The organism is Pseudaquabacterium pictum, assembly GCF_005403045.1.
In the GTDB taxonomy this organism is placed as follows: Bacteria; Pseudomonadota; Gammaproteobacteria; order Burkholderiales; family Burkholderiaceae_C; genus Pseudaquabacterium; species Pseudaquabacterium pictum.
Genome location: NZ_BJCL01000015.1, coordinates 52,330 through 75,079, shown reverse-complemented (window position 1 = coordinate 75,079; position 22,750 = coordinate 52,330). Strand labels below are relative to the sequence as shown.

Below are 22,750 nucleotides of genomic sequence, written 5' to 3'. Positions count from 1 at the left end.
CGGCGCCGGGCCGCCCCAAGCGGCCCGCTGATCCCCCCGGGGGATCGGGCGCGGTACGCCGCGCACGAGGGGCAGACATCACAGCCGTCCTTCGGTGACGGCGTGGCAGGCGATGCGGATGCCCTGGAAGTCCGCGAGCTCGGGCCGCTCGCTGCTGCAGCGGGCATTGGCATGCGGGCAGCGCGGGTGGAAGGCGCAGCCGCTGGGCGGATTGAGCGGGTTCGGCACCTCGCCCTGCACCGGCGTGCGCTGACGGCCGGTCATCGCGATGTCGGGGATCGCGTCCAGCAGCATGCGGGTGTACGGATGGCGAGGCGCCGAGAACAGCGTGCGCCGCGGCGCCAGTTCCACCAGCCGGCCCAGGTACATCACGCCCACGCTGTCGGCCACGTGGCGCACCACCGCCAGGTTGTGCGAGATGAACAGGTAGGTCAGCCCGCGCTGGCGCTGCAGGTCCTTCATGATGTTCAGCACCTGGGCCTGCACCGACACATCCAGCGCCGAGGTCGGCTCGTCGCAGATCAGGAACTCGGGCTCGGTGGCCAGCGCCCGGGCGATGGAGATGCGCTGCCGCTGCCCGCCCGAGAACTGGTGCGGAAACTTCTCCATGTCGGCCGCCGCCATGCCCACCTGGGCCAGCAGTGCGGCCACCTTGGCCTCCAGTTCGGCCTCGGTCATCGCCAGGCCATGCTCGCGCAGCGGCTCGCCGACGATGGCGCGCACCTTCCAGCGCGGGTTCAGGCTGGCGTACGGGTCCTGGAAGATCATCTGCATGCGCTTGCGCAGCGCGCGGGCGCCGGGCGAGGCCAGCGTGGCCGCGGTGTCGATGCCGTCGAATTCCACCGTGCCCCGGGTCGGGCCGTACAGGCCTACCAGCAGCCGTGCCACCGTGCTCTTGCCGCAACCCGATTCGCCCACCAGCGCCAGCGTGGTGCCGCGCGGGATGGCGAAGCTGACGCCATCGACCGCATGCACGAAACGCCGTGGCTGGCGCTCGATCACCCGGTTCAGCCAGGGCGCCGAGACATCAAACGTCTTGGCCAGGCCTTTGACTTCCACCAGCGCCGTCATGCCGCCACCTTGCTGTCATGCAGCCAGCAGGCGGCGCGGGTGGCGCCGGCGGGCAGCAGGTCCGGCCGGTCCGTCCGGCAGCGGTCCATCACCTTTGGACAGCGTGGGTTGAAGGCGCAGCCGCTGGGGATGGCGTTGAGCCGCGGCATCGCACCGTCGATCTGCATCAGGCGTTCCCGTTCTTCGTCCATGGCCGGAATCGAGCCCATCAGGCCCACGGTGTAGGGATGGGACGGCCGGTGGATCACGTCGGCCACCGGGCCGATCTCCACCACCCGCCCGGCGTACATCACCGCCACCCGGTCGCAGGCCTCGGCGATCACGCCCATGTCGTGCGTCACCAGCATCACCGCGGCGCCCTGCTCCTTGGTGAGCTTCTTGAGCAGGGCGATGATCTGCGCCTGGATGGACACATCCAGCGCGGTGGTGGGCTCGTCGGCCACGATCAGCGCCGGCTGCGCCGCCAGCGCCAGCGCGATGACCACCCGCTGGCGCATGCCGCCGCTGAACTGGTGCGGGTACTGGTCGATGCGTTGCTCGGCCGCCGGGATGCCGGTGCTCTGCAGCAGGGCGATGGCCCGCTGGCGCGCCGCCGCCGCATCCAGCCCCAGGTGCACCTGGATGGTCTCGATCAGCTGCCGGCCCACGGTGTACAGCGGGTTCAGCGAGGTCAGCGGGTCCTGGAAGATGGCGCCGATGCGCTTGCCGCGGATCTTGCGCATGGCCTCGGCCGGCAGGTTGTCGATGCGCTGGCCGTCCAGCAGGATCTGGCCGCTGGCCACCCGGCCGGGCGGTTCCAGCAGGCCGATGATGGCCGCGCCGGTCAGGCTCTTGCCCGCGCCGGATTCACCGACCACGCCGAGGATCTCGCCGGGCGCGATGCTGAACGACACATCGTCCAGCGCGAGCAGGGTGCCGCGCCGGGTCGGGAATTCCACCCGCAGGTGTTGCACTTCAAGGAGAGGCGATGCCATGGTCTCAGCGCAGTCTCGGGTTCAGCGCATCGCGCAGCCAGTCGCCCAGCAGGTTCACGCTCAGGGCGATCATCACCAGCACCAGGCCAGGGAAGATGGTGATCCACCATTCGCCCGAGAAGAGAAAGTCCTGACCCACGCGGATCAGCGTGCCCAGGGACGGCGAGGTGGGCGGCACGCCCACGCCCAGGAAGGACAGCGTGGCCTCGGTGATGATGGCCGAGGCGATCTGGATGGTGGCCAGCACCAGCACCGGCCCCAGCACATTGGGCAGCACATGGCGGCGCATGATGCGGAAGCTGGACACGCCGATCACCCGCGCGGCCTGCACGTATTCCTTCTGCCGCTCGACCAGGGTGCTGCCGCGCACCGTGCGGGCGTACTGCACCCAGCCGGTCAGCGAGATCGCCAGGATCAGCACGGTGAAGGCCAGGGTCTCGTGGGCATTCGGGAACATCGCCCGGCCGACGCCGTCGATCAGCAGCGCCACCAGGATGGCGGGGAAGGACAGCATCACGTCGCAGACCCGCATGATGAAGCTGTCGACCCGGCCGCCGACAAAGCCGGCCAGCAAGCCCAGGCCGACGCCGAGCACCATGCTCAGCACGACGGAGGCCAGCCCCACCAGCAGCGAGATGCGGGCGCCGTACATCAGTGCCGACAGGATGTCGCGGCCCTGGTCATCGGTGCCCAGAGGGTACTTGGCCTGGCCGTCGGCCACCCAGGCCGGCGGCAGGCGGGCATCCATCAGCTGCAGCGAGGCCAGGTCCTGCGGGTTGTGCGGCGCCAGCCAGGGCGCAAACGCCGCGGCGACGACGCAGACCAGGGCGATGACGGCGGCCACCATCGCGGTGGGCGACTGCTTGAAGCTGTGCCAGACATCGCCGTCGAAGAAGCGGGCCAGCGCGCCGGCCGTGGGCGCCAGCGGCGCCGAGGAAGTCTTGGCCATGTCAGTGGCCTCCCGAGCGCTCGATGCGCAGGCGTGGGTCGACCGCGAAATACAGCAGGTCGACCGCGAGGTTGATGACCACGAAGATCAGGGCGATCAGGCAGAGGTAGGCCGCCATCACCGGGATGTCGGCGAACTGCACCGCCTGGATGAACAGCAGGCCCATGCCCGGCCACTGGAACACCGTCTCGGTGATGATGGCGAAGGCGATGATGCCGCCCAGCTGCAGCCCGGCGATGGTGATCACCGGCACCAGGGTGTTCTTCAGCGCATGGCCGAAGTACACCGTGCGGTCGGGCAGGCCGCGGGCGCGGGCGAACTTGATGTAGTCGGTGCGCAGCACCTCCAGCATCTCGCTGCGCACCAGCCGCAGCACCAGGGCCATCGGGAACAGCGCCAGCGTGAAGGCCGGCAGCAGCAGGTGCTTGATGCCGTCCCAGGTGAGCAGGCCGAAGCTCATGGCGCCGATCTGCACCACATCACCACGGCCAAAGCTGGGCAGCCACTTCAGCAGCACCGAGAAGACCAGGATCAGCAGGATGCCGATCAGGAAGTTGGGCAGCGAGACGCCCAGCAGCGAGCCGGTCATCACCAGCTGCGACATGAACTTGCCGCGCCGCAGCGCGGCATACACGCCCAGCGGCACCCCCAACGCCAGGCCGATCACGGCGGCCACGGTGGCCAGTTCCAGCGTGGCTGGAAAGCGCTCGGCGATCAGCGTCGACACCTTGCGGCCCTGGCGCAGGCTGATGCCGAACTCGCCCTGCACCGCATTGCCGATGAAGTGCCCGAACTGCACGATGAAGGGCTTGTCCAGCCCCAGCTCGGCGCGCATCAGCGCACGCTGCTCGGCGGTGGCGTCCTGCCCCATCAGGTTGTTGACCGGATCGCCGACGTACTGGAACAGCATGAAGGCGATGAAGGCGACCGTGAGCATCACGATCAGAGCCTGCATCAGGCGGCGGATGACAAAGGCGAGCATGGAAACCTGAAGGACTGCTGCAACGGCAGCAACCGGGGCGGAATGGCCGCCGCCGGCAGGAGCCGGCGGACAAGGTGCGCATCATCCGCAAAGGCCGTGCCCGGCGCCAAGGGGAGAACCCTTGCCGCCGTCGCCACGGCCCGCTGACGCAAAAAAGCCGCCCGAAGGCGGCTTCCACACCACGCCAGCCTGGCCGCGGGGCCGGGCCGGTGCGCTTCTGACGATCAGAAGTTGTGCTTGATACCGAAGTCGTAGCCGGTCTTGTTGGTGGCCAGCGCGGTGTTGCGCAGGAAGTCGGTGTACAGCGTGGTGCGCTTGCTCAGCGCGTAGTGGTAACCGACAGCGAAGCCCTTGGCGGCATCGACGTTGGCGGTCTCGTTCTTCAGGCGGCCGTAGCTGGCGCGGAATTCGCCTTGGCCCAGGGGAGCCACGGCGGTCAGCAGGTACGACTTGTGGTCGGCGCCGGCGTCGGTGTTGCCCTTGCCGTACAGCGCGCCCAGCTTCACGGCGCCCAGGTTGAACGTGCCGTTGACGGTCAGCCACTTGGCCGAGTCCTTCTGGACCTGGCCGGTCTTCTCGTAGCCGAGCATCAGGGCCACGGGGCCTGCGGCGTAGCTGACGGCGAAGTTGAACGGGCGCTTGTTGAACTTGTTGATCGTGTCGCTGGACTCGGCGATCTGCGCGCCGAGCGAGAAGCCTGCGGCCGAGAAGTTGTAGGTCAGCGAGCTGTCATTGCGGACACGGGCGATCGCGCCGCCAGTGATCAGCTGGTTCAGGCCGCCGGTCGGGGTGCCAGACACCACGGTATCCCAGCCCCAGGGGTCAGCAGCCAGCTGCGACATCAGGAACGCGGTGGTGTACTCACGGCCCAGGGTGATCTTGCCAAAACCGCCTTGCAGACCAACGATCGAACGACCGGTCCAGAAGCGGCTCAGCGGTGCGGCGTTGGCGTTGTTGCCAGCAGCAACCGGCCCGGCCGACTGGGCACCGGTGTCGGCATCAAAACGATGCTCGAGGTTGAAGAAGGCCGACAGGCCACCGCCCAGGTCTTCGACGCCGCGCACGCCGAAACGGCTGCCGGAGCCATTGCTCATGTTCTTCAGGGCGCTGCCCGTGGGCTTGTTGATCGACAGATCAAGACGGCCGTACAGGGTGACGCTGGACTGGGCCGAAGCGGCGCCGGCGATGGTGGCCAGAGCGGCGAAGGCAATCAGTGACTTTTTCATTGCAACTATCTCCTAGGTTGAACAAGAGGTCCCGACCCCGTAGAGAACCCTCTCACCGGGAGCGGTGGGGGCCGGTCAGGCCAACCTCCTCATCGGAAGTTGACGCTATTGCACCAGACCCCCGACGCCAGCGCAAAGATTCAGGGCGAAAAAGGACAGGGGCTGTTGTCTGCCAACAACGAGCGACGCGGCCACCCGCTGCGCTATCCTGACCCCATGATTTCCGGTGATGAACTGATCGCCAGCGCCGATCTGGCGCTGCGCACCCTGCGCCGTGGCGCCCGCGCCGGCCGACCCATGCCGCGGGCCGGCACCCCGGCAGACGACGGCGCCCTGAGCGCCGACGAGCGCCGCCTGTCGGGCGCGTTGATGCGGGTGAACCATGTCGGCGAAGTCTGCGCCCAGGCGCTCTACGCCGCCCAGGCGCTGACGGCGCGCACGCCCGAATTGCGGGCGCAGATGGTCGCCGCCGGCCGCGAGGAGACCGACCACCTCGCCTGGACCGAACGCCGCCTGGATGAACTGGGCGACCGCACCAGCCTGCTGAACCCGCTGTGGTACGCCGGCGCCTTCGCCATCGGCCTGGCGGCCGGGCGGGCGGGCGACCGCATCAGCCTGGGCTTCGTGGTCGAGACCGAACGCCAGGTCGAGGCCCACCTGGCCAGCCATCTGGAGCGCCTGCCCCAGGCGGATGCCGATTCACGGGCCGTGGTGGCGCAGATGAAGGACGACGAGGCCCGCCATGCCGACGAGGCGCTGGCAGCCGGCGGCGCGGCCATGCCGGCACCGGTGCGCTGGCTGATGCGCTCGGCCGCGCGGGTGATGACCCGCACCGCGCACGTGTTCTGAGCCGGTGGCCGGCCTCAGGCCGGCAAGATCTCGTGGCTGGTGGTGATCTCGGCGGTGGCGCCCAGCATGATCGTGGCCGAGCAGTACTTCTCGTGCGACAACGCGATCGCCCGGGCCACCGCTGCCTCCGCCAGGTTGCGGCCGCGCACGGTGAAGTGCAGGTGGATCTTGGTGAACACCTTGGGATCGACAGGCGCGCGTTCGGCCGTCAGCTTCACGTCGCAGCCGGTCACGTCCTGGCGGCCGCGCTTGAGGATCAGCACCACGTCATAGGCGGTGCAGCCGCCGGCGCCGGCCAGCAGGGTTTCCATCGGCCGCGGCGCCAGGTTGCGGCCGCCACCGTCGGGCGCGCCATCCATCGTCAGCAGATGGCCACTGCCGGTTTCGGCGACAAAGGCCATGCCGCTGGCGGGCAGCCACTGGATCGTGCATTCCATCGGGATCTCCTGGTTGCCGCGATTGTCGGACAGGCCGGCGCACCATGCACCGCACCGAAGCCGTGCGCCGCGCCCCAGCGTCTGGAGCGCCCCCTCTAACCAGCCCGCCGCATCCATATTGCGGCGCAGCAATTGCGCCGCTAGACTTGGTGCCTGGATGGGTGGGCTGTGGGTGCGCCGGCCGCCCGCCACCAGTTGTCTCCTCCACCTCCTCCATTGGTGGATTCAGCCCGGGGTGCGAACCCCGGGCTTTTTTCTTGGGGCGCCACGCCGGGGGCGGCGGCTATCATGCCGCGCCGCACAAGAACACCCCTCGCACACCAAGGCTGCCCGCATGGCCCGCGCCAAGACCCCTGCCCCCCGCGCCAAGGCGCCGCCCAAGCCGGCGCCCGACTACCTGAAGAAGATCCTCACCGCACGGGTCTACGACGTCGCCATCGAGTCGCCGCTGGAGCCGGCGCGCAGCCTGTCGCGGCGCATCGGCAACACCGTGCACCTCAAGCGCGAGGACCAGCAGCCGGTGTTCAGCTTCAAGCTGCGCGGCGCCTACAACAAGATGGCGCACCTGAGCAGCGATGCACTGGCCAAGGGCGTGATCTGCGCCTCAGCCGGCAACCACGCCCAAGGCGTGGCGCTGTCGGCCAAGAAACTGGGCTGCCGCGCCGTCATCGTGATGCCGGTGACCACGCCCAAGCTGAAGATCGACGCGGTGGCCGCGCTCGGCGGCGAGGTGCTGCTGCACGGCGACAGCTATTCCGACGCCTACGCCCATGCGCTGGCGGTGCAGCAGGCACAAGGCCTGACCTTCGTCCACCCGTTCGACGATCCGGACGTGATTGCCGGCCAGGGCACGATCGCGATGGAGATCCTGCGCCAGCATGAGGGCCCGATCGACGCCATCTTCGTGGCCATCGGCGGCGGCGGGCTGATCTCGGGCGTGGCCAGCTACATCAAGGCGGTGCGTCCCGAGATCCAGGTGATCGGCGTGCAGACGCGCGATTCGGACGCGATGGTGCGCTCGGTGCGGGCGGGCAAGCGGGTGACGCTGGCCGACGTGGGCCTGTTCTCCGACGGCACCGCGGTGAAGCTGGTGGGCGAGGAGACCTTCCGCATCACCCGCGCACTGGTCGACGACTATGTGGTGGTCGACACCGACGAGGTCTGCGCCGCCATCAAGGATGTGTTCCAGGACACCCGCAGCATCCTGGAGCCGGCCGGTGCGCTGGGTGTGGCCGCCATCAAGCAGTACGTGGCGCAGCACAAGCTCAGGGGCAAGACCCTGGTGGCCATCACCTGCGGCGCCAACATGAACTTCGACCGCCTGCGCTTCGTGGCCGAGCGGGCCGAGTTCGGCGAGCAGCGCGAGGCGCTGTTCGCCGTCACCATCCCCGAGGAGCGCGGCTCGTTCAAGCGCTTCTGCGAGCTGATCGGCCCGCGCGCGGTCACCGAGTTCAACTACCGCATCTCCGATGCCCGGGTGGCCCATGTCTTCGTCGGCCTGGCGATCCAGAAGCGCGACGAGGCCGACAAGATCGCCCGCAGCTTCGTCAAGCACGGCTTCGCCACGGTGAACCTGACCGACGACGAACTGGCCAAGGAACATGTGCGCCACATGGTGGGCGGGCGCTCGGTGCTGGCCGCCGACGAGCGGCTGTTCCGCTTCGTCTTCCCCGAGCGGCCAGGCGCGCTGATGCGCTTTCTGTCCAGCCTGCACCCGGACTGGAACATCAGCCTGTTCCACTACCGCAACCAGGGCGCCGACTACGGCCGCATCCTGGTGGGCATCCAGGTGCCCAGCAAGACGGCGGCCGACCGCAAGGCATTCCAGGCATTTCTCGACACTCTGGCCTATCCCTGCATCGAGGAATCAAGCAACCCGGTGTATCAGTTGTTCCTGCGGTAGCAGGCGCTGCATACACTGAGGCGCATGTCTTTGATCGCCTCGACCGCCAACCCGCTGCTGGAACAGACCCTGGTGGCCAAGCTGCAGCGGCGCGAGCAGGCGCAGGGCGGCCTGGGCGAACTGGAGCCGGTGGCCGTGCGGCTGGGGCTGCTGCAGCACTCGCTGCGGCCGCGCTTCCGCGAGCCGCAGCTGGTGATCTTCGCGGCCGACCATGGCCTGGCGGTGGACGGCATCCATGCCGCGCCCGGCCGCCAGACCGATGAGATGGTCCTGCAGATCCTGGCCGGCCGCCAACCGGTGTCCGTCTTCGCGCGGCAGCAGGGCCTGCAGCTGTCGGTGGTCGATTGCGGCGTCGCCACCAAGCTGCCGCCGCATGAACGGCTGCTGCCGCGCAAGATCGCCCACGGCACGCGCAACGCGCGCGTCGGCAACGCGATGAGCCTGGAGCAGGCCCATGCCGCCATCCGCGCCGGCATGGAGATCGCCGACAGCCTGCGTGGCAACCTCATCGCCTGCGCTGGCCTGGGTGTGGGCAGCCACGAGAGCGCGGCCCTGGTGCTGGGCCGCCTGACCGACACGCCGGTGCGCGAGCTGATGCTCAGCAGCCCCGACATGAACCCCGACCTCCTGGCCCACCTGATGATCGTGGTGCAGGGCGCCCAGGGGCGCCACCGCGATGTCAGCGACGCCGTGGAGGTGCTGGCGGCCTTCGGCGGCTTCGAGACCGCGGTGATGGTGGGCGCGATGCTGGTGGCCGCCAGCAAGCGCCACCTGATCATGGTCGACGGCATGGCCGCCTATGCGGCGCTGCTGGTGGCCTCGCGCATCGCCGAATCGGTGACCGACTACTGCGTGTTCTGCCGCAGCCAGATGCACCACGGGCTGGACCGTGCGCTTGGCCTGTTCCAGGCCAGCGCGCTGCTGGAGCTGGGCCTCGACGCCGCCGACGGCACCGGCGCCTGCCTGTCGTGGCCGCTGGTCAACAGCGCCGCAGCGCTGCTGACCGAGCTGTCGGAGGATGATGTCTCGCAACCCGCCGGCATGGAAATGCCGGTGGTGCAGAGCCTCTACAACGCCGCCAACCCCGACATCCCCGGCCTGCCCTGACCTGCCGCCCGGGCATGAAAAAAGGCACCCGCAGGTGCCTTTGTCATGGGCCGGGGCGTTGCCTCAGGCGGAGAAGCTGGAGCCGCAGCCGCAGGTGGTGGTGGCGTTCGGGTTCTTGATGACGAACTGGGCACCCTGCAGGTCTTCCTTGTAGTCGATCTCGGCGCCGACCAGGTACTGCAGGCTCATCGCGTCGATCAACAGGGTGACGCCGTTCTTCTTCATCTCGGTGTCGTCCTCGTTGACGACCTCGTCGAAGGTGAAGCCGTACTGGAAGCCGGAGCAACCGCCGCCCTGCACGAACACGCGCAACTTCAGTTCAGGGTTGCCTTCTTCGGCCACCAGGTCGGCCACCTTGGCGGCGGCACTGTCGGTGAAGATCAGCGGCGCGGGCATCTCGCCGGTTTCGGGGGCAAGGTTCTCGACGACGGCGTTCATGGTGGCTCCTGCAAGGGTGTCAGCGCCTGCGCGCGGCAGGCTGGAAAGGTGCAAATCCTACTACGGTCATCGGGAAATCGGGGCGCGTCGGCAAAAGCCAAGGCCCGACTGCGGTCATCGGGCGGCGGCGGTCATGAAAAAAGCCGCCCGGAGGCGGCCTTTCGACGATCGACCGAGGCCGATCAGCGCTTGCTGAACTGCTTCCGACGGCGGGCGCCGTGCAGACCGACCTTCTTCCGCTCGACTTCACGCGCGTCGCGCGTCACGAAGCCGGCGTGGCTGAGTTCGGGCTTCAGCGTCGCGTCGTAGTCGATCAGGGCGCGGGTGATGCCGTGGCGCACCGCACCGGCCTGGCCGGATTCACCGCCGCCGCGCACGTTGACCTTGATGTCGAATGCCGTCTCGTTGTTCGTCAGCAGCAGGGGCTGCTTGACGATCATGATCGAGGTCTGGCGGCCGAAGTAGTCGCTCACGGGCTTGCCGTTCACGACGATCTGGCCTTCGCCACGCTTGATGAACACGCGTGCCACCGAGGATTTGCGGCGGCCGGTGCCGTAGTTCCAATTGCCGATCATCACCGCTCCTTAGTTGCCCAGGGCCGGAATGTCCAGCACCTTGGGTTGCTGGGCGGTGTGCGGATGCGTGGCACCGGCGTACACCTTCAGCTTCTTGATCATCGCGTAGCCCAGCGGGCCCTTGGGCAGCATGCCCTTCACAGCCTTCTCGATCGCGCGGCCGGGGTGCTTGGCCTGCATTTCCTTGAAGCTGGTGGCGTGGATGCCGCCCGGGTGGCCGGAATGCCGGTAGTACATCTTGTCTTCGGCCTTGGCGCCGGTGACACGGATCTTGTCGGCATTGACGACGATGATGAAATCACCGGTATCGACGTGAGGCGTGTAAATGGCCTTGTGCTTGCCGCGCAAACGGAGTGCCACTTCGCTGGCAACACGTCCGAGCACCTTGTCGGTGGCATCAAGCACAAACCACTCGTGCGTCACCTCGGCCGGCTTGGCGCTGAAGGTCTTCATGAGGGTCTTTCGGGTTTGGCCGGCGCCCACCATGGACACCGATCCTGCGACGGCACTTCGGCAACTGACCTTGACGGCCTCGGAACCGCTTATCAGGGCGGCCTCTCGGCGACTTTTGCCAACACCTTTGCCAACGAGCTTCGCCGGCATTCGGCTTTTGTGGCGGTCAGCCACCACCCCGCCATCTTGGGGGCAGCCGGGTATTATAGCCAGAAGGCGCGTCGCTGGTGGCGATCCGGTCCGCTCAAAACAACCGGGCGGGCAGACTGGCCGCTCCAGACGCCGATCGGCCGCTTGCCGTAGGATCAGGGTTTATACCAATCCAGGACCTGATCATGCCCATTGCCTCTGTGACGACCGGTGCCGACCGCCTGGCGGCCGGTCTGCCGGCGCCGCCGGCCTCGGGCCCAGTGCCCGCCGGTGGTGATGCCCCCCACAACACGCCGCAGTACGCGCCGTGGATTCCGATCCGCTCCCTGTCGCCCCGCCACCGCGACCGCATCGCCACGCACTTGCTGGCCCTGCCCGAGCGCGACCGCTACCTGCGCTTTGGCTATGCCGCGGGCGATGCCCAGATCCAGCGCTACGTGGACGGGCTGGACTTCGACCGCGACGAGGTGTTCGGCGTGTTCAACCGCCGGCTGGTGCTGATCGCGCTGGCCCACCTGGCCTACCCGCGGCCCGACCAGGCGGCCGGCCCGAAGGCGGCCGAGTTCGGCGGCTCGGTGCTGCCCACGGTGCGCGGGCGCGGCTACGGCGCGCGGCTGTTCGAGCACGCGATGCTGCATGCGCGCAACCGCGGGCTGGACACGATGTTCATCCATGCGCTGAGCGAGAACACCACCATGCTGCACATCGCCCGGCGCGCCGGCGCGGTGGTGCAGCGTGATGGCAGCGAGAGCGAGGCCTTCCTGAAGCTGCCGCAGGAGACCCTGGCCTCGCGGGTGGAGCAGTGGGTGGGCGAAGGCGCCGCGGCACTGGACTACCAGCTCAAGCAGCAGTCGCGGCTGGTCGACGGCGTGCTCGACATGATTGGCGAGGTGCGCCAGGGCGTCAGCAGCCGGCTGGGCCGCGCCGCCAAGGACTGAAGCCGCCCGGCTCCGCAGCAACCCGGTTGCGGCCGGCGGGCCGCGTGTGCGCCAATGCCTGGATGCCAGCTTCCAGGATGTTCCGCGCATGACCACACCGCTGCCCACTGGCGTCTTCCACTACCTGGCGCTCGACCGCGTGCACTTCGGCACGCCGGCCGCCGAGGCGCTGCAGACTGAAGTCCAGCTGCGCGGCGCCCGGCGCATCGCCGTGGTCACCAGCAAATCGCTGAACCGCAAGACCGATGCCGTGACGGCGGCGCTATCGCGCATCCAGCCGCAGGTGGCGGGCCTGTTCGACGACTGCGTGGAGCACACGCCGCGCGAGACGGTGATCGCCGTGGCCGACCTGCTGCGCAGCGTGCAGGCCGACCTGGTGGTGAGCATCGGCGGCGGCACGGTGATCGACACGGTGAAGGTGGCGCTGGTGGCCCTGGCCGAGGGCCTGACCCGCACCGAGCAACTGGACGACTGGCACATGCGCATGGCGCCCGACGGCAGCCGCATCACGCCGCAGCCGCGCACGCCGCCGTGCCGGCAGATCGCCGTGCCGACCACGCTGTCGGGCGCCGAATTCAGTGACCTGGGCGGCAGCACCGATGCCCGCCACGGCACCAAGCAGGGCTACACCGGTGCCTTCATCGGCCCGGCGGCGGTGATCCTGGACCCGCGCATCACCGTGCACACGCCCGACCGGCTGTGGCTGTCCACCGGCGTGCGGGCGGTCGACCATGCGGTGGAGGCGCTGTGCAGCATCAACGCCCAGCCGCTGATCGACGCCACCAGCGTGCGGGCGCTGGCGCTGCTGGGCCGCTCGCTGAAACGCTACGCCACCGATCCGGGCGACCTGGCCGCCCGGCTGGAGGGCCAGCAGGGCGCCTGGCTGGCCGCCACCAGCATCCGCCGCACCGAGTACGGCGCCAGCCACGGCCTGGGTCATGCACTGGGGGCGGACGCCGGCGTGCCGCACGGCATCACCAGCTGCGTGCTGCTGCCCACGGTGATGCGCTTCAACGCCGACGTCTGCGCCAGGCAGATGGCCGAGATCGCCGCCGCGCTGGGCGACCCGCGGCGGCCGGCGGCCGACCAGGTGGAGGAGCTGATCGCCAACCTGGGCCTGCCGACGCGGCTGTCGCAGCTGGGCATCGGCCGCGAGCGGCTGGCAGTCATCGCGCAGAAGGGCATGGCCAATCCCTGGGTGCACACCAACCCGCGCAAGATCAACGGGCCGGCCGAGCTGGAGGCCCTGCTGAACCAGGCCTGGGCGTGACGACGTTGGCCGCCGGCTGGCCCGCCATCGAGGCTGCCCGTCACGCCGATGCCGGCGCCCGGGTGCCTTTCCGCATCCAGGATGGCGGCCGGCCGCGGCCGGTGGGCTCGGTGGCGCGGCGGCACCTGGGCGCACTGGCGCGCTGGCGACCGGCGCTGCGCTGCGATGACCTGGGCGTCACGCTGCACTGCCCGGCACCCGAGCGGGTGGATTTCTTCGCCGAGGTGAACCAGCGCCTGCGCACCGATGGCCTGATCGTGGCCTGGCGCGACGAGACCTATGCGGTGCCCGCGCTGGACGACGGCACCCTGCTGGCGACCTTCGAGCGGGCGGCCTCGCGCTTCTGGGGCAGCACCACCTTCGGCGCGCACTGCAACGGCTATGTGGCCGGGCCAGACGGCCGGCCCAGCCACCTGTGGATCGCCCGCCGGTCGGACAGCAAGCCCACCGACCCCGGCATGCTCGACAACCTGGTGGGCGGCGGCGTGCCGCATGGCCAGAGCCCCGCCGCCTGCGTGCAGCGCGAAGGCTGGGAAGAGGCCGGCCTGACACCGGCGCAGATGGCCGGCCTGCAACCCGGCCGGCGGCTGCGGGTGGCGCGCGACATCCCCGAGGGCTTCCAGCTGGAAGACGTGAGCGCCTACGACCTGGCGCTGCCGCCCGGCCTGGTGCCGCAGAACCAGGACGGCGAGGTGCAGAGCATCACCTGCATGCCGGTGGCCGAGGCCCTGGCCCTGGCCGCCGCCGGAGCGATGACGGTGGACGCCAGCCTGGTGACGCTGGATTTCGCGCTGCGCCACCAGCTGCTGCCGACCGCCGAGGCGGCGGTGCTGGTGGCTCGCGCAGCCCACCTGTGGATGGGCCCATCGCGGCTGGCCGGTGATTTCCCATGAATGAACGGAACTCGGCCGTTCAACTTGACTGAAACGCTGAGTCAAAGCGACTGAACAGCGCGGGCGGTGCCGGCCGGCAGACTGCCGGCCATGCCGTCCCTGCCACCCCCCACCACCACCGCCCGCTACACCGGCACGGCCATGGCCCTGCACTGGCTGCTGGCGCTGCTGATCGTCGGCACCTTCAGCCTCGGCGTGTACATGCACGAGCTGCCGTTCTCGCCGGCGCGGCTGAAGTACTACAGCTGGCACAAGTGGGCCGGCGTCACCATCCTGCTGCTGTCCTTCGTGCGGCTGGCCTGGCGCATCACCCACCGGCCGCCGGCCGATGTGGCCATGCCTGGCTGGCAGGCCCGCGCCGCGCATGCCACCCACCACCTGCTGTACGCGCTGTTCTTCATCGTGCCGCTGGTGGGCTGGGCCTACAGCTCGGCCTCGGGCTTCCCCATCGTGTGGTTCGGCGTGCTGCCGCTGCCCGACTTCGTGCCGGTGGACAAGGCGCTGGCCGAGGCCATCAAGCCCTGGCACGAGCGCACCGCGATGCTGATGGCCGCCCTGGTGCTGCTGCACATCGCCGGCGCGCTGAAGCACCACTTCATCGACCGCGACGGCCTGCTCGACCGCATGCGCCCGGCGCGCAGCTGATCCACCTCCTCAACCCATCCGCCATGCCCCAACCCATGAAACCCCTGTTCCTCGCCCTGGCCGCCGCGGCGCTGGCCGGTCCCGCCCTGGCCCAGCAGGTGCTGCCGGCGCAAAGCGAGATCGCCTTCGTCAGCCGCCAGATGGGCGTGCCGGTGGAGGGCAAGTTCAAGCAGTGGACGGCGCAGATCGCCTTCGACCCGAAGAACGCCGCCGCCGGCAAGGTGGGCTTCACCATCCAGACCGGCAGCGCCAGCTTCGGCTCGCCCGAGACCGATGCCGAGGTGCCCAAGGCGCCGTGGTTCAACGTGGCCAAGTTCCCCACCGCCAGCTTCGCCAGCAGCGCCATCAAGCCGCTGGGCGGCGGCCGGTTCGAGGTGGCCGGCACGCTGTCGATCAAGGGCAGCAGCCAGCCGGTGGTGGTGCCCGTCACCGTCACCCAGGCCGGCGCCACCAGCACCGCCACCGGCAGCTTCACCATCAAGCGGCTCGACTTCAAGATCGGCGAAGGCGAGTGGACCGACACCTCGATGGTGGCCAACGACGTCACCGTGAAGTTCAAGCTGGCGCTCAGCGGCATGGCGCCGTTGTGAGCCGTCTCCATCCCACCCCATCCAACCGACCCCCAGGAGTTCCCATGATCATCCGCACCGCCCTGCTCGCCACCGCCCTGGCTGCCGCCACGGTCGCCGCCCAGGCCCAGACCGCCACCTACGCGATCGATCCGACACACACCTTCGTCACCTTCGAGGTGCCGCACTTCGGCGTGACGACCAACCGCGGCCGCTTCGACAAGAAGACCGGCGCGGTGCAGTTCGACAAGGCCGGCAAGGCCGGCAAGGTGGAGATCACCATCGAGACCGGCTCGATCAACACCGGCACCACCGCCTTCGACAAGCACCTGCAGAGCAAGGACTTCTTCAACAGCGCCGAATTCCCCACCGCCAAGTTCGTGGCCGACAAGTTCAGCTTCAATGGCGAGAAGGTCAGCGAAGTGACCGGCACGCTGACGCTGCTGGGCAAGACCAACCCGGTGGTGCTGAAGGCGACCAACTTCGGCTGCTACCAGAACCCGATGCTGAAGGTGGAGGTCTGCGGCGGCGACTTCGAGACCACCATCACCCGCAGCCAGTGGGGCATGACCTGGGGCCTGAACTTCGGCATCAGCGACGCGGTGCGCCTGGTGGTGCAGGTCGAAGGCATCAAGCAGCCGTAAGCCGACCATCCGGATGGCCGCGCGCGTCGCGGCCCCGCAACGCCCCGCCGGCCCTCCAGCCCGCGGGGCGTTGTGCCTTGTGCCAGCATCGGTTGCATGGTTGCAGGAAGTCAAACCGTGTGGTGCCTGGCCGCAGCACTGCTGCTGGCCACGGCCGCCGCCCCCGCCGCGGCGCAGCCGGTCGACTACGCGCTCGACCCCACCCACAGCAGCGTCACGTTCGAGGTGCTGCACTTCGACACCGCCACCATCCGCGGCCGCTTCAGCCTGCTCAACGGCACGGTGCAGTGGGACCGCAGCGCCGGCCGCGGCCGGGTGCAGGTGGTGATCGACACCGCCAGCGTCAGCACCGGTGTGCCGGTGCTCGATGCGCTGCTGCGCCGCGACGACCTGCTGGCCAGCGGCCCGCATCCGCAGGCGTTCTTCGTGGCCGAGCAGTTCAGCAGCGGTGCCGATGGTGCGGTGCAGGCCGTGGCTGGCGAGTTCACGCTGCGCGGCAGCAGCCGCGGCCTGCGGCTGCAGGCCCAGCGCTTCCGTTGCTACACCCACCCGCTGCTGCGGCGCGAGGTGTGCGGCGGCGACTTCGAGGCCACGCTGCCACGCAGCGCCTTCGGCATCACCCACAGCCTGCCCTTCGTGGCCGACACCGTGCGCCTGCTGGTGCAGGTGGAGGCGATCCGGCAGACGCCCTGAAGGCTGCGCCCCACCACGCGGCCACGGGGGTTGCGTCAAGCTGTCGCGCCAGGGCGGCCGCGGGGCAGGGAACTCCCGCTTGCGCTGCGCCGGCCGCAAACCAACACTCGCGCCCGGTTGCGCCGACCCCGTGCTGTGCTGGGCGGCGCCAGATCCACACCACCTCCGGAGACATCCATGGCAGCACCCAAGACCCCCGGCGCACCGCGCCGCTCGTTCCTGCAGAAGGCCGCGGTTGGCGCGGTGGCCACCGGCGGCCTGGCCGCGCCGATGATCTCGAAGGCACAGACGGTGAGCCTGCGCTTCCAGAGCACCTGGCCGGCCAAGGACATCTTCCACGAGTACGCCAACGATTTCGCCAAGAAGGTCAACGACATGGCCGGCGGCCGGCTGAAGATCGAGGTGCTGCCCTCGGGATCGGTGGTGCCGGCGTTCCAGCTGCTGGACGCGGTGAACAAGGGCACGCTCGACGGCGGCCACGGCGTGCTGGCCTACCACTACGGCAAGAGCACCGCGCTGGCGCTGTGGGGCTCGGGCCCGGCCTTCGGCATGGACCCGAACATGGTGCTCAGCTGGCACTACTACGGCGGCGGCAAGGCCCTGCTGGAGGAGATCTACAAGAGCCTGAACATCGACGTCGTGTCCTACGTCTACGGTCCCATGCCCACCCAGCCGCTGGGCTGGTTCAAGAAGCCGATCGCCAAGGTCGACGACATGAAGGGCCTGAAGTACCGCACCGTGGGCCTGTCGATCGACGTGTTCAAGGAGCTGGGCATGGCGGTGAACCCGCTGCCCGGCGGCGAGATCGTGCCGGCGCTGGACCGCGGCCTGATCGACGCGGCCGAGTTCAACAACGCCAGCTCCGACCGCATCCTCGGCTTCCCCGACGTGGTGAAGAACTGCATGCTGCAGAGCTTCCACCAGAGCGGCGAGCAGTTCGAGATCCTGTTCAACAAGGGCAAGCTCGACGCCCTGCCGGGTGAACTGAAGGCCATCATCGACCACGCCGTGCAGGCCGCCAGCGCCGACATGAGCTGGAAGGCCATCCAGCGCAACAGCCAGGACTACATCGAGCTCAAGACCAAGGACAAGGTCAACTTCTACAAGACCCCCGATGCCATCCTGCGCGCGCAGCTGGCCGCCTGGGACAAGGTGACCGCCGCCAAATCGGCCGAGAACCCGCTGTTCAAGAAGGTGATGGACAGCCAGAAGGCCTTCGCCCAGCGTGCCGGCCAGTGGCAGAACGACTACATGGTCGACTTCAAGATGGCCTGGAACCACTACTTCCGCGCGCCCGCCAAGAAGGGCTGACGCCACCGCGCCTGGCCCGGGGGCCACCGCCTGCACAGGCTGGTGGCCCGATTTTTTTGTCTTGCTTCCACACACAACAAGGACACCGCGATGCAACGCGTGCTGCTGCTGGTGGATCGGCTGTCGACAAGGCTGGGGCAGCTGTTTGCCTGGCTCATCGTCGCGCTGACCCTGATGATCACCTGGGAGGTGTTCTCCCGCTATGCGCTGAACAGCCCGCACGACTGGGCGCTGGATGCGCAGATCATGATGTACGGCACGCTGTTCATGATGGCCGGCGCCTACACCCTGGCCAAGAACGGCCATGTGCGCGGCGACGTGCTCTACGGCTTCTTCATGCCGCGCACCCAGGCCACGCTGGACCTGATCCTGTACTTCCTGTTCTTCCTGCCCGGCGTGGTGGCGATGACCTGGGCGGGCTGGAACTTCGCCAGTGAATCGGCCGCCATCCGCGAAAGCACCTTCAGCGCCACGCCGCTGCCGGTGTACCCGTTCAAGTTCATGATCCCGCTGGCCGGCGGCATGCTGCTGCTGCAGGGCATCGTGGAGATCGTGCGCTGCGTGCAGTGCATCCGCGACGGCGCCTGGCCCTCGCGCGAGCAGGACGTGGAGGAAGTCGACGTCGACAAGCTCAAGGCCATGGTGCACGTGAAGGACGAGGACATCTACGGCCTCGACAAGTACGTGGCGCCCCCGAAAGGCGGTGCCCAATGAAGATCCGCAAGGAGCTGTGGTTCGGCTTCATCCTGATGGCGCTGATCATCGCCGGCACCGCGCTGATGCTGGTGATGGCGCCCAAGATCACCAACGGCCACCTCGGCCTGATGATGCTGGCCCTGGTGGTGGTGGCCATCATGCTGGGCTTTCCCACGGCGTTCACGCTGATGGGCATGGGCATGATCTTCACCTGGATCGCCTACGAGGAGGACACGTCCAAGACCCTCACGCTGATGGTGCAGAGCGCCTTCAAGGTGATGGGCAACGACGTGCTGATCAGCATCCCGCTGTTCGTCTTCATGGGCTACCTGGTCGAACGCGCCAACCTGATCGAGAAGCTGTTCAAGAGCCTGCACCTGGCGATGGCGCGGGTGCCGGGCAGCCTGGCGGTGGCCACGCTGTTCACCTGCGCGGTGTTCGCCACCGCCACCGGCATCGTCGGCGCGGTGGTCACGCTGATGGGCCTGCTGGCACTGCCGCAGATGCTGCGCGGCGGCTACGACGTGCGGGTGTCGGCCGGTGCCATCACCGCCGGCGGCTGCCTGGGCATCCTGATCCCGCCCAGCGTGATGCTGATCGTCTACGGTGCCACCGCCGGCGTGTCGGTGGTGCAGCTGTACGCCGGTGCGTTCTTCCCCGGCATCATGCTGGCCGGGCTGTACGTGGTCTACGTGATCGTGCTGGCCAAGCTCAAGCCGCACCTGATGCCGCCGCTGTCGGCCGCCGACCGCTTCGTGCCGCTGCCGGCGCTGACCACGCCGATCGCCGAGTCGATCTCCAACACCGCGCTGCCGGCCCTGCTGCGGGCGCTGAAGGGCGGCCGCAACCTGGGCGTGCCCACCGGCCACATCCTGCGCCAGCTGGGCGTGGCGCTGATTCCGGCGCTGCTGTTCGCGCTGGCCACCGCCTTCAGCTGGCGGATCAACACCGCACCGCCCGATGCCGAGGCCCGCGCCGACATGGCCCGCGCGTCGGCCACGGTGCAGTCCGACGCCAGCGGCGGCGGCCTGCAGGCGCCCCCGGGCAGCACGCAGGAGGCCGCACCGGCCGAATCGGGTGGCCTGCAGGAGCCGCCCAGCAGCAGCGACCTGAAGGAGCCCGCTGCCGACAGCGGCGGGCTGCAGGAGCCGCCGAGCGCCGACGCCGGCGTCAAGGAGCCGCCCGGGGCAGACAGCGGCGTGAAGGAGCCACCAGGCGCGGATGCCGGCGTGAAGGAGCCGCCCGGCGCCGCACCCGAGGCACCGGCTGCCACCGCCGGCGTGCAGGAGCCCCCGGGTGCCAGCACCGCAGCCGCGCCATCGGCCGAGCGCACGCCCGCCACCCGCGGCTGGTGGATCGGCACCGGCATCGGCACGGTGGCACTGCTGGCCTTCTACGCCATCCTCAGCTTCCAGCGGCTGGAGATCTTCAAGATGCTGCTGGCCAGCTTCTTCCCGCTGCTGGTGCTGATCCTGTCGGTGCTGGGCAGCATCGTGATGGGCCTGGCCACACCCACCGAGGCAGCCGCGGTGGGCGCTTTCGGCGGCTTCCTGCTGGCGGTGGCCTACCGGCAGTTCAACATGACGGTGCTCAAGGAGAGCGTGTTCCTCACCGCCAAGACCAGCGCCATGGTCTGCTGGCTGTTCGTGGGCAGCGCCATCTTCTCGGCCGCCTTCGCGCTGCTGGGCGGGCAGGAGCTGGTCGAGAACTGGGTGATGTCGATGAACCTCACCAAGACCGAGTTCCTGATCCTCAGCCAGGTGATCATCTTCATCCTGGGCTGGCCGCTGGAGTGGACCGAGATCATCGTGATCTTCATGCCCATCTTCATCCCGCTGCTGGACAACTTCGGTGTCGACCCGCTGTTCTTCGGCCTGCTGGTGGCGCTGAACCTGCAGACCGCGTTCCTGAGCCCGCCAGTGGCGATGGCCGCGTTCTACCTGAAGGGCGTGAGCCCGCCGCATGTGACGCTGAACCAGATCTTCGCCGGCATGCTGCCCTTCATGGGCATCCAGGTGATCGCGATCATCCTGCTCTACCAGTTCCCGGCCATCGGCCTGTGGCTGCCGCAGGTGCTGTACAGCCGCTGATGGCCGGCTGCGCCGTGGCGGCCTGTCGGCCGCCGCGGCAGCCTGTCGGCGCAGGGGCGCCGGCGGTCGCAGCGGCGGGGCGGCGCGGCGGCCGCATCGCTACATTGCGGTGCAACGCTCCCGCCCCGCGCACCGCCCGATGACCCCGCCCCTCCCGACCGCCGCGATGCCGACCAGCCGCTGGCAGCGCATCAAGACCACCAGCGTGCGCGGCTTCCATGCCTACGCCAACTGGCTGGTGGGCATCAGCTGGCTGCGCTTTGCGGTGCTGTCGCTGCTGCTGCTGATCCTGTCGGGCGTGCTGCAGAACCTGCCGCCGTTCAGCTGGAGCTACACCCGCGTGGTGCACCTGCCGGCAGAGACCATCGAGGTGCCGGTGCCGCCGCTACCGCCGCTGCCGCCGCCCGGCCCGACCGCCAGCGACCCGATCGGCCCGCGGCCGGCCACGGGCGCGTCGGCACCGGGCAGTGACGGCCAGCCGGTCATCGACATCAAGCTGCCGCCCGGCGCGTCGGAGGCCGTGCGCGAAGCGGTGGACGAAGCGCGCCGGACCATCGAGGCGGCCGTGCAGGAGGCCCGCCAGGAGGCCGAGGCCGCCCGCCGCGAGGCCCAGCAGCAGGCCAAGGAGGCCCGGCGCGAGGCCAAGCGCGCGGCGCAGGAAGCCCGCCGCCAGGTGCTGCGCGAGGAGGTGCAGCTGGGCGAGAGCCTGCCTCAGCTGGCCTTCTTCTGGATCGTGGCCTCGCTGGTGATCAAGATCACCTACCGCAAGCAGATCCAGGCCGAGGCGCAGGCCGCCCAGGCGGTGGAGACGGCCGAGGCCGAATCGCTGAAGCGCCAGGTGGTGGAGGCACGCATGGCCGCGATGCAGGCCCAGGTGGAGCCGCACTTCCTGTTCAACACCCTGGCCAGCATCGACCACCTGATCGAGGTGGACCCGCAGCGCGCCAGCCAGATGCAGAAGAACCTGATCGCCCTGCTGCGCGCCAGCATGCCGACGATGCGCGAGACCGGCGCCGAGGGCAGCCGCCCCCGCGACCTGGGCCGCGAGCTGGCGGTGATCCGGCCGTACCTGGAGATCCTGAAGGTGCGCATGGAAGAGCGGCTGACCACCGAGATCGACGTGCCCGACGGTCTGCTGTCGGCCGAGTTCCCGGCCATGATGGTGCAGACCCTGGTCGAGAACGCCATCAAGCACGGCCTGGAGCCCAAGCCCGAGGGCGGCAAGCTCAGCCTGAAGGCCGAGGTGGTGCACGGCAAGCTCACCGTCACCGTGGCCGACACCGGCCTGGGCTTCGGCCGCGCCGCCACCGCCGGCACCGGCGTGGGCCTGGCCAACATCCGCGAGCGGCTGCAACTGCTGCACGGCCCCAAGGCCAGCCTGACCATCACCGAGAACCCCGGCGGCGGCACCCGCGTGACGTTGGCCGTGCCCTACAAACCCCTGGAAGGAGCCTGAGCATGCGCCCCTGGATCGTCCGTCTGCCGTTCGGCCTGCTGCTGTTGACGGCGGTGCTGCTGATCGCCGCGGTGCTGGCCACCGCCCACGGCCTGCACAGCTGGAGCAGCGCCGACCTGCCGTTCGACCTGCTGGTCGACGGTGACGAGGTGGGCGCCGGCCTGCAGCAGCAGATGGCGCTGTCCAGCCTGGGCGGCGCCGCTGTGCTGTGCCTGGCGGCGCTGCTGCTGGTGGGCCTGCTGGTCGCGGTGCCACTGGTGCTGCTGGGCTTGCTGGGCCTGATGCTGCTGGGCCTGGGCGCCGTGCTGCTGGCGGTGCTGGGCGGTCCGCTGCTGGCGCTGGGCCTGGTGCTGGGGCTGCTGCTGGCGCCGCTGGTGGGCCTGGCGCTGCTGCTGCGCTGGCTGGTGCGCTGAGCGATCCGCACCTGCGAT

General features: G+C 69.3%; 24 protein-coding genes. 15 read left to right on the top strand and 9 right to left on the bottom strand.

Annotated features, from left to right (window positions below; all coding sequences use genetic code 11):
• Window positions 1-78: 78 nt before the first annotated feature.
• The 5 genes from FFT10_RS22065 to FFT10_RS22045 form a co-directional block, all read right to left on the bottom strand.
• Window positions 79-1,071, bottom strand: a complete 993-nt coding sequence (locus FFT10_RS22065) for an ABC transporter ATP-binding protein (protein WP_137735037.1) — start codon at window positions 1,069-1,071, stop codon at window positions 79-81.
• The gene (locus FFT10_RS22060; protein WP_137735036.1) at window positions 1,068-2,045 is read right to left on the bottom strand and encodes an ABC transporter ATP-binding protein; all 978 of its coding nucleotides are present in this window, start codon (window positions 2,043-2,045) and stop codon (window positions 1,068-1,070) included. Before FFT10_RS22060 ends, FFT10_RS22065 begins: the two co-directional genes overlap by 4 nt.
• 4 nt (window positions 2,046-2,049) lie before the next feature.
• Window positions 2,050-2,994 (bottom strand): ABC transporter permease, encoded by a 945-nt coding sequence (locus FFT10_RS22055; RefSeq protein ID WP_137735035.1) that lies wholly within the window; start codon window positions 2,992-2,994, stop codon window positions 2,050-2,052.
• Between the two features lies 1 nt (window position 2,995).
• Window positions 2,996-3,976, bottom strand: coding sequence for an ABC transporter permease (locus FFT10_RS22050; RefSeq protein ID WP_137735034.1), 981 nt, complete (start codon window positions 3,974-3,976; stop codon window positions 2,996-2,998).
• Window positions 3,977-4,200: 224 nt separating this feature from the next.
• Window positions 4,201-5,202 (bottom strand): porin, encoded by a 1,002-nt coding sequence (locus tag FFT10_RS22045; protein ID WP_137735033.1) that lies wholly within the window; start codon window positions 5,200-5,202, stop codon window positions 4,201-4,203.
• A 216-nt stretch (window positions 5,203-5,418) separates the two neighbouring features.
• Here FFT10_RS22045 and coq7 point away from each other — a divergent pair, with 216 nt between their 5' ends.
• Window positions 5,419-6,051, top strand: a complete 633-nt coding sequence (coq7, locus tag FFT10_RS22040; RefSeq protein ID WP_137735032.1) for a 2-polyprenyl-3-methyl-6-methoxy-1,4-benzoquinone monooxygenase — start codon at window positions 5,419-5,421, stop codon at window positions 6,049-6,051.
• A gap of 14 nt (window positions 6,052-6,065) precedes the next feature.
• Here the strand turns inward: coq7 and FFT10_RS22035 are convergent, their stop codons facing one another.
• Complete coding sequence (locus tag FFT10_RS22035) at window positions 6,066-6,488, bottom strand: OsmC family protein (RefSeq protein WP_137735031.1); 423 nt, start codon at window positions 6,486-6,488, stop codon at window positions 6,066-6,068.
• A gap of 334 nt (window positions 6,489-6,822) precedes the next feature.
• Here FFT10_RS22035 and ilvA point away from each other — a divergent pair, with 334 nt between their 5' ends.
• Together ilvA and FFT10_RS22025 are read left to right on the top strand one after the other, a co-directional pair.
• Complete coding sequence (ilvA, locus tag FFT10_RS22030; RefSeq protein ID WP_137735030.1) at window positions 6,823-8,391, top strand: threonine ammonia-lyase, biosynthetic; 1,569 nt, start codon at window positions 6,823-6,825, stop codon at window positions 8,389-8,391.
• A 24-nt stretch (window positions 8,392-8,415) separates the two neighbouring features.
• Complete coding sequence (locus FFT10_RS22025) at window positions 8,416-9,498, top strand: nicotinate-nucleotide--dimethylbenzimidazole phosphoribosyltransferase (RefSeq protein WP_137735029.1); 1,083 nt, start codon at window positions 8,416-8,418, stop codon at window positions 9,496-9,498.
• 63 nt (window positions 9,499-9,561) lie between these two features.
• Here the strand turns inward: FFT10_RS22025 and erpA are convergent, their stop codons facing one another.
• The 3 genes from erpA to rplM all read right to left on the bottom strand — a co-directional run bounded on the left by erpA (window position 9,562) and on the right by rplM (window position 10,964).
• Complete coding sequence (erpA, locus tag FFT10_RS22020; RefSeq protein ID WP_137735028.1) at window positions 9,562-9,936, bottom strand: iron-sulfur cluster insertion protein ErpA; 375 nt, start codon at window positions 9,934-9,936, stop codon at window positions 9,562-9,564.
• A 182-nt stretch (window positions 9,937-10,118) separates the two neighbouring features.
• Window positions 10,119-10,511 (bottom strand): 30S ribosomal protein S9, encoded by a 393-nt coding sequence (gene rpsI, locus FFT10_RS22015; RefSeq protein ID WP_137735027.1) that lies wholly within the window; start codon window positions 10,509-10,511, stop codon window positions 10,119-10,121.
• A 9-nt stretch (window positions 10,512-10,520) separates the two neighbouring features.
• On the bottom strand, window positions 10,521-10,964 hold the full coding sequence (gene rplM, locus FFT10_RS22010) for a 50S ribosomal protein L13 (RefSeq protein WP_137735071.1): 444 nt from the start codon (window positions 10,962-10,964) through the stop codon (window positions 10,521-10,523).
• A 335-nt stretch (window positions 10,965-11,299) separates the two neighbouring features.
• On the opposite strand from rplM, the gene FFT10_RS22005 reads away from it, so the two are divergent.
• From FFT10_RS22005 to FFT10_RS21950, 12 genes are all read left to right on the top strand, one after another.
• Window positions 11,300-12,052, top strand: coding sequence for a GNAT family N-acetyltransferase (locus FFT10_RS22005; protein ID WP_137735026.1), 753 nt, complete (start codon window positions 11,300-11,302; stop codon window positions 12,050-12,052).
• Window positions 12,053-12,140: 88 nt separating this feature from the next.
• Complete coding sequence (locus FFT10_RS22000; protein ID WP_228027241.1) at window positions 12,141-13,322, top strand: iron-containing alcohol dehydrogenase; 1,182 nt, start codon at window positions 12,141-12,143, stop codon at window positions 13,320-13,322.
• Complete coding sequence (locus FFT10_RS21995) at window positions 13,319-14,215, top strand: NUDIX hydrolase (RefSeq protein WP_228027240.1); 897 nt, start codon at window positions 13,319-13,321, stop codon at window positions 14,213-14,215. The genes FFT10_RS22000 and FFT10_RS21995 overlap by 4 nt, the downstream gene beginning before the upstream one ends.
• Window positions 14,216-14,305: 90 nt before the next feature.
• Window positions 14,306-14,860 carry a cytochrome b gene (locus FFT10_RS21990; protein WP_137735025.1) on the top strand — a complete coding sequence of 185 codons (555 nt, stop codon included), beginning with the start codon at window positions 14,306-14,308 and terminating at the stop codon, window positions 14,858-14,860.
• Between the two features lie 35 nt (window positions 14,861-14,895).
• Window positions 14,896-15,450 (top strand): YceI family protein, encoded by a 555-nt coding sequence (locus FFT10_RS21985; protein ID WP_228027239.1) that lies wholly within the window; start codon window positions 14,896-14,898, stop codon window positions 15,448-15,450.
• 44 nt (window positions 15,451-15,494) lie between these two features.
• Window positions 15,495-16,073, top strand: a complete 579-nt coding sequence (locus FFT10_RS21980) for a YceI family protein (protein ID WP_137735023.1) — start codon at window positions 15,495-15,497, stop codon at window positions 16,071-16,073.
• Between the two features lie 96 nt (window positions 16,074-16,169).
• Complete coding sequence (locus FFT10_RS21975) at window positions 16,170-16,766, top strand: YceI family protein (protein WP_137735022.1); 597 nt, start codon at window positions 16,170-16,172, stop codon at window positions 16,764-16,766.
• 177 nt (window positions 16,767-16,943) lie between these two features.
• A complete protein-coding gene (locus FFT10_RS21970) occupies window positions 16,944-18,077 on the top strand; it encodes a TRAP transporter substrate-binding protein (RefSeq protein WP_137735021.1) in 1,134 nt (377 codons plus the stop codon).
• 90 nt (window positions 18,078-18,167) lie between these two features.
• Window positions 18,168-18,791, top strand: a complete 624-nt coding sequence (locus FFT10_RS21965; RefSeq protein ID WP_137735020.1) for a TRAP transporter small permease subunit — start codon at window positions 18,168-18,170, stop codon at window positions 18,789-18,791.
• A complete protein-coding gene (locus FFT10_RS21960; RefSeq protein WP_137735019.1) occupies window positions 18,788-20,863 on the top strand; it encodes a TRAP transporter large permease in 2,076 nt (691 codons plus the stop codon). Before FFT10_RS21965 ends, FFT10_RS21960 begins: the two co-directional genes overlap by 4 nt.
• 139 nt (window positions 20,864-21,002) lie before the next feature.
• Window positions 21,003-22,319, top strand: coding sequence for a histidine kinase (locus FFT10_RS21955; protein WP_228027238.1), 1,317 nt, complete (start codon window positions 21,003-21,005; stop codon window positions 22,317-22,319).
• A 2-nt stretch (window positions 22,320-22,321) separates the two neighbouring features.
• Window positions 22,322-22,732, top strand: a complete 411-nt coding sequence (locus FFT10_RS21950; protein WP_137735018.1) for a hypothetical protein — start codon at window positions 22,322-22,324, stop codon at window positions 22,730-22,732.
• The last annotated feature ends 18 nt before the right edge of the window (window positions 22,733-22,750 follow it).

Excerpts from the sequence above, each read along its gene's own strand:
- FFT10_RS22065 (WP_137735037.1), bottom strand. The coding sequence starts at position 1,071 with ATGACGGCGCTGGTGGAAGTCAAAGGCCTGGCCAAGACGTTTGATGTC.
- FFT10_RS22060 (WP_137735036.1), bottom strand. The coding sequence starts at position 2,045 with ATGGCATCGCCTCTCCTTGAAGTGCAACACCTGCGGGTGGAATTCCCG.
- FFT10_RS22055 (WP_137735035.1), bottom strand. The coding sequence starts at position 2,994 with ATGGCCAAGACTTCCTCGGCGCCGCTGGCGCCCACGGCCGGCGCGCTG.
- FFT10_RS22050 (WP_137735034.1), bottom strand. The coding sequence starts at position 3,976 with ATGCTCGCCTTTGTCATCCGCCGCCTGATGCAGGCTCTGATCGTGATG.
- FFT10_RS22045 (WP_137735033.1), bottom strand. The coding sequence starts at position 5,202 with ATGAAAAAGTCACTGATTGCCTTCGCCGCTCTGGCCACCATCGCCGGC.
- coq7 (WP_137735032.1), top strand. The coding sequence starts at position 5,419 with ATGATTTCCGGTGATGAACTGATCGCCAGCGCCGATCTGGCGCTGCGC.
- FFT10_RS22035 (WP_137735031.1), bottom strand. The coding sequence starts at position 6,488 with ATGGAATGCACGATCCAGTGGCTGCCCGCCAGCGGCATGGCCTTTGTC.
- ilvA (WP_137735030.1), top strand. The coding sequence starts at position 6,823 with ATGGCCCGCGCCAAGACCCCTGCCCCCCGCGCCAAGGCGCCGCCCAAG.
- FFT10_RS22025 (WP_137735029.1), top strand. The coding sequence starts at position 8,416 with ATGTCTTTGATCGCCTCGACCGCCAACCCGCTGCTGGAACAGACCCTG.
- erpA (WP_137735028.1), bottom strand. The coding sequence starts at position 9,936 with ATGAACGCCGTCGTCGAGAACCTTGCCCCCGAAACCGGCGAGATGCCC.
- rpsI (WP_137735027.1), bottom strand. The coding sequence starts at position 10,511 with ATGATCGGCAATTGGAACTACGGCACCGGCCGCCGCAAATCCTCGGTG.
- rplM (WP_137735071.1), bottom strand. The coding sequence starts at position 10,964 with ATGAAGACCTTCAGCGCCAAGCCGGCCGAGGTGACGCACGAGTGGTTT.
- FFT10_RS22005 (WP_137735026.1), top strand. The coding sequence starts at position 11,300 with ATGCCCATTGCCTCTGTGACGACCGGTGCCGACCGCCTGGCGGCCGGT.
- FFT10_RS22000 (WP_228027241.1), top strand. The coding sequence starts at position 12,141 with ATGACCACACCGCTGCCCACTGGCGTCTTCCACTACCTGGCGCTCGAC.
- FFT10_RS21990 (WP_137735025.1), top strand. The coding sequence starts at position 14,306 with ATGCCGTCCCTGCCACCCCCCACCACCACCGCCCGCTACACCGGCACG.
- FFT10_RS21985 (WP_228027239.1), top strand. The coding sequence starts at position 14,896 with ATGAAACCCCTGTTCCTCGCCCTGGCCGCCGCGGCGCTGGCCGGTCCC.
- FFT10_RS21980 (WP_137735023.1), top strand. The coding sequence starts at position 15,495 with ATGATCATCCGCACCGCCCTGCTCGCCACCGCCCTGGCTGCCGCCACG.
- FFT10_RS21975 (WP_137735022.1), top strand. The coding sequence starts at position 16,170 with ATGGTTGCAGGAAGTCAAACCGTGTGGTGCCTGGCCGCAGCACTGCTG.
- FFT10_RS21970 (WP_137735021.1), top strand. The coding sequence starts at position 16,944 with ATGGCAGCACCCAAGACCCCCGGCGCACCGCGCCGCTCGTTCCTGCAG.
- FFT10_RS21965 (WP_137735020.1), top strand. The coding sequence starts at position 18,168 with ATGCAACGCGTGCTGCTGCTGGTGGATCGGCTGTCGACAAGGCTGGGG.
- FFT10_RS21960 (WP_137735019.1), top strand. The coding sequence starts at position 18,788 with ATGAAGATCCGCAAGGAGCTGTGGTTCGGCTTCATCCTGATGGCGCTG.
- FFT10_RS21955 (WP_228027238.1), top strand. The coding sequence starts at position 21,003 with ATGACCCCGCCCCTCCCGACCGCCGCGATGCCGACCAGCCGCTGGCAG.
- FFT10_RS21950 (WP_137735018.1), top strand. The coding sequence starts at position 22,322 with ATGCGCCCCTGGATCGTCCGTCTGCCGTTCGGCCTGCTGCTGTTGACG.